Raw genomic sequence first — 2,952 nt, 5'->3', positions numbered from 1 at the left:
GAATCAGCAACCCATCCCGACACGACGGCGAGCGGTGGCGCCCCGGGACGGCTGCTGCGGTGGCAGTCCGGCGCACGGCCGGCTGCCGCCCGGGGCGCGGAAAATGGTTTTCTGCGGCGGAAATCGTCCTCGGCGGCACTTCGCCCGGGCCGCGACCGCCGAGTTCATCCGGGACCGGCCTGGGCCGGTTACCAGACGGCGGCGGTCAGCGCCTCGCCGAGGTCCAGCTCCCGGGCGGTCTGGTGCAGGTCGGATTCGACCATCATGCGCATCAGCTCTTCGAACGGCACCGACGGCTTCCAGCCCAGATCGGCGCGGGCCAGCGTGGCGTCGGCGCACAGCGTCTCGACCTCGGCGGGGCGCACCAGGCTCGGGTCGACGACGACGTAGTCGCGCCAGTCGAGATCGGCGGCGGCGAACGCGATGTCGGCGGCGTCGCGGACGGTGTGCATCCGGCCGGTGCCGATCACGTAGTCGCACGCCTCGTCGCGCTGCAGCATGAGGTGCATCGCCTGGACGTAGTCGCCGGCGAAGCCCCAGTCGCGCACGGCGTCGAGGTTGCCGAGGCGCAGCTCGTCCTGCAGGCCCAGCTTGATCCGCGCGACCGCGTTGGAGATCTTGCGGGTGACGAACTCGATGCCGCGGCGCGGCGACTCGTGGTTGAACAGGATGCCCGAGACGCCGTACATCCCGTAGGACTCGCGGTAGTTGCGCGTGATGTAGTGGCCGTAGGCCTTCGCGACGCCGTACGGGCTGCGCGGGTGCAGGATCGTCTTCTCGTTCTGCGGTGTCTCGGCCGCCTTGCCGAACATCTCCGACGACGACGCCTGGTAGAACCGGATCTGGCTGCCCGGCGCGGTGGTCCGCGACTTGTCCAGCCCGGAGACCATCCGGATCGCCTCCAGCACGCGCAGCACGCCCATGCCGTTGACGTCGGTGGTGAGCTCGGCCTGCTGCCACGACATCGGCACGAACGAGATCGCGCCCAGGTTGTAGACCTCGTCCGGCTGCACCAGGTCCACGGCCCCGACGAGACTCGCCTGGTCCAGCAGGTCGCCGTGGACGAAGTTCAGCTCGGCGGCGATCCGGCTGACCCGGGACTTGCGCGGGTTCGCCTGACCGCGCACCAGGCCCCACACGTCGTAGCCCAGTGCCAGCAGGTGCTCGGCCAGGTAAGAGCCGTCCTGTCCCGTGACACCTGTGATCAATGCTCGTTTCGTCATAGCTCTCCCACGTTCACCGGCCAACCGGCCGTGCTCGCGGCCGCCCGGCACCGCCGCTGATCCGCTCGATCACACACCCGCCCCGCCCTGGAAAACATTGGACAATCCGTGCCCCCATCGGGAACTACTGGTGATTTCCCGTCTTCAGCGGGTCCATCCTGCAGCTTTCCGGTAGCCGAGGCATGCGAGGACCTGATGGCATTCCGATATCCCGTCTCCCAGCCCCATCTCACCGGCCGTGAGATCTACTACGTCACCGAAGCGGTGACGACGGGCTGGATCTCCTCCCAGGGCCCGTTCGTGCAGCGTTTCGAAGAGACCTTCGCCGACTGGAACGGTCAGGGCCACGGCGTCGCCTGCTCCTCCGGGACGACGGCGCTGACCCTCGCCCTGCGCGCGCTCGGCATCGGGCCCGGCGACGAGGTACTGGTGCCGGAGTTCACCATGATCGCGTCGGCCTGGGCGGTCACCTACACCGGTGCCACACCGGTCTTCGTCGACTGCGGCGACGACCTCAACATCGACGTCGCACTCCTGGAGTCGAAGATCACGCCGCGCACCAAGGCGATCATGCCGGTGCACATCTACGGCCGGCGCTGCGACATGGACGCGATCATGGACCTCGCCTACCAGTACAACCTGCGGGTCGTCGAGGACTCGGCCGAGGCCCACGGCGTCCGCCCGGTCGGCGACATCGCGTGCTTCTCCTTGTACGCCAACAAGATCATCTCGTCCGGCGAGGGCGGTATCTGCCTGACGAACGACGCGCGGCTGGCCGAGCAGATGAAGCACCTGCGCGGCATGGCCTTCAGCAAGGCCCACGACTTCGTCCACAAGAAGCTGGCCTACAACTTCCGGATGACCAACCTGCAGGCCGGCGTCGCGCTGGCCCAGGTGGAGCGGATCGACGAGATCCTCGAGCTGCGGTCCCGGATCGAAAAGCAGTACGACGAAAGGCTTTCCGGCATCCCCGGGATCACCCGCATGCCCGGCCGCGACGTCCTGTGGATGTACGACCTGCTGGCCGAGGGCCGCGACGAGCTGCGTGCCCACCTGAGCGCCGCCGGCGTCGAGACGCGGCTGTTCTTCCAGCCGATGAGCCGCCAGCCGATGTACCTCGACCCGAAGTGGCCGGAGCTGAACGCGGCCCGCCTGGCCGCCCAGGGCTTCTACCTGCCGACCTACGTCGGCCTGGAGGAGAGCGACCAGGACTTCATCGTGGACCGCGTCGCGGAGTTCTACGGCAGCAACTGAGACGACGGAAGCCCGCCGGGAAACCGGCGGGCTGTGTCAGGTTTGGGGGTCAGGTTTGGGGACCGGTGAGCCGCCCGGACAGTGACCAGGACGGCTCACCGGCGTTCGTGGGCCGGAGGGGCACTCCGGCGCGGCGGTGGGCCGGCAGACCAGGGGGTCGCCTGCCGGACCACCGACGTCAGCCGGCCGGCTGCTCGGCCGAGTCGAGATCGCGCGCCAGCAGCTCGGCGATCTCCGTCACGGCGGCGTCGGCGCCTTCGCCCTCGGCCGAGATCAGCACCTCTTCGCCGCCGCGGACACCGAGCGCCATGACGCCCAGGATGCTGGTGGCGTCCACCAGCTTGTCCTCGGTGCGGCCGATCTTCACCGGCACCGGCTGCCGGCCCGCGGCCTCGACGAGCAGCTTGACCGGACGCGCGTGCAGCCCGACGGGCGAGCCGATTACCACCTTTTTACTGGACATTCCCGATTCCCA

At 68.9% G+C, this 2,952-nt stretch carries 3 protein-coding genes; 1 reads left to right on the top strand and 2 read right to left on the bottom strand.

All coding sequences use genetic code 11. From position 1 onward, the window contains the following. Nucleotides 1-188: 188 nt before the first annotated feature. The gene (locus tag OG439_RS12365; RefSeq protein ID WP_247051685.1) at nt 189-1,223 is read right to left on the bottom strand and encodes a GDP-mannose 4,6-dehydratase; all 1,035 of its coding nucleotides are present in this window, start codon (nt 1,221-1,223) and stop codon (nt 189-191) included. A 195-nt stretch (nt 1,224-1,418) separates the two neighbouring features. Here OG439_RS12365 and OG439_RS12360 point away from each other — a divergent pair, with 195 nt between their 5' ends. Continuing rightward, the gene (locus tag OG439_RS12360; protein WP_326949524.1) at nt 1,419-2,477 is read left to right on the top strand and encodes a DegT/DnrJ/EryC1/StrS family aminotransferase; all 1,059 of its coding nucleotides are present in this window, start codon (nt 1,419-1,421) and stop codon (nt 2,475-2,477) included. Nucleotides 2,478-2,655: 178 nt separating this feature from the next. On the opposite strand, the gene OG439_RS12355 is transcribed toward OG439_RS12360, so the two are convergent. Further along, nucleotides 2,656-2,940, bottom strand: a complete 285-nt coding sequence (locus OG439_RS12355) for an HPr family phosphocarrier protein (protein ID WP_247051683.1) — start codon at nt 2,938-2,940, stop codon at nt 2,656-2,658. Between the last annotated feature and the right edge of the window lie 12 nt (nt 2,941-2,952).

Source organism: Amycolatopsis sp. NBC_01307 (assembly GCF_035975215.1).
GTDB lineage: Bacteria > Actinomycetota > Actinomycetes > Mycobacteriales > Pseudonocardiaceae > Amycolatopsis.
Note: the sequence above shows the minus strand (reverse complement) of the source record. Positions and strands in the feature narration are given on the sequence as shown.

Excerpts from the sequence above, each read along its gene's own strand:
- OG439_RS12365 (WP_247051685.1), bottom strand. The coding sequence starts at position 1,223 with ATGACGAAACGAGCATTGATCACAGGTGTCACGGGACAGGACGGCTCT.
- OG439_RS12360 (WP_326949524.1), top strand. The coding sequence starts at position 1,419 with ATGGCATTCCGATATCCCGTCTCCCAGCCCCATCTCACCGGCCGTGAG.
- OG439_RS12355 (WP_247051683.1), bottom strand. The coding sequence starts at position 2,940 with ATGTCCAGTAAAAAGGTGGTAATCGGCTCGCCCGTCGGGCTGCACGCG.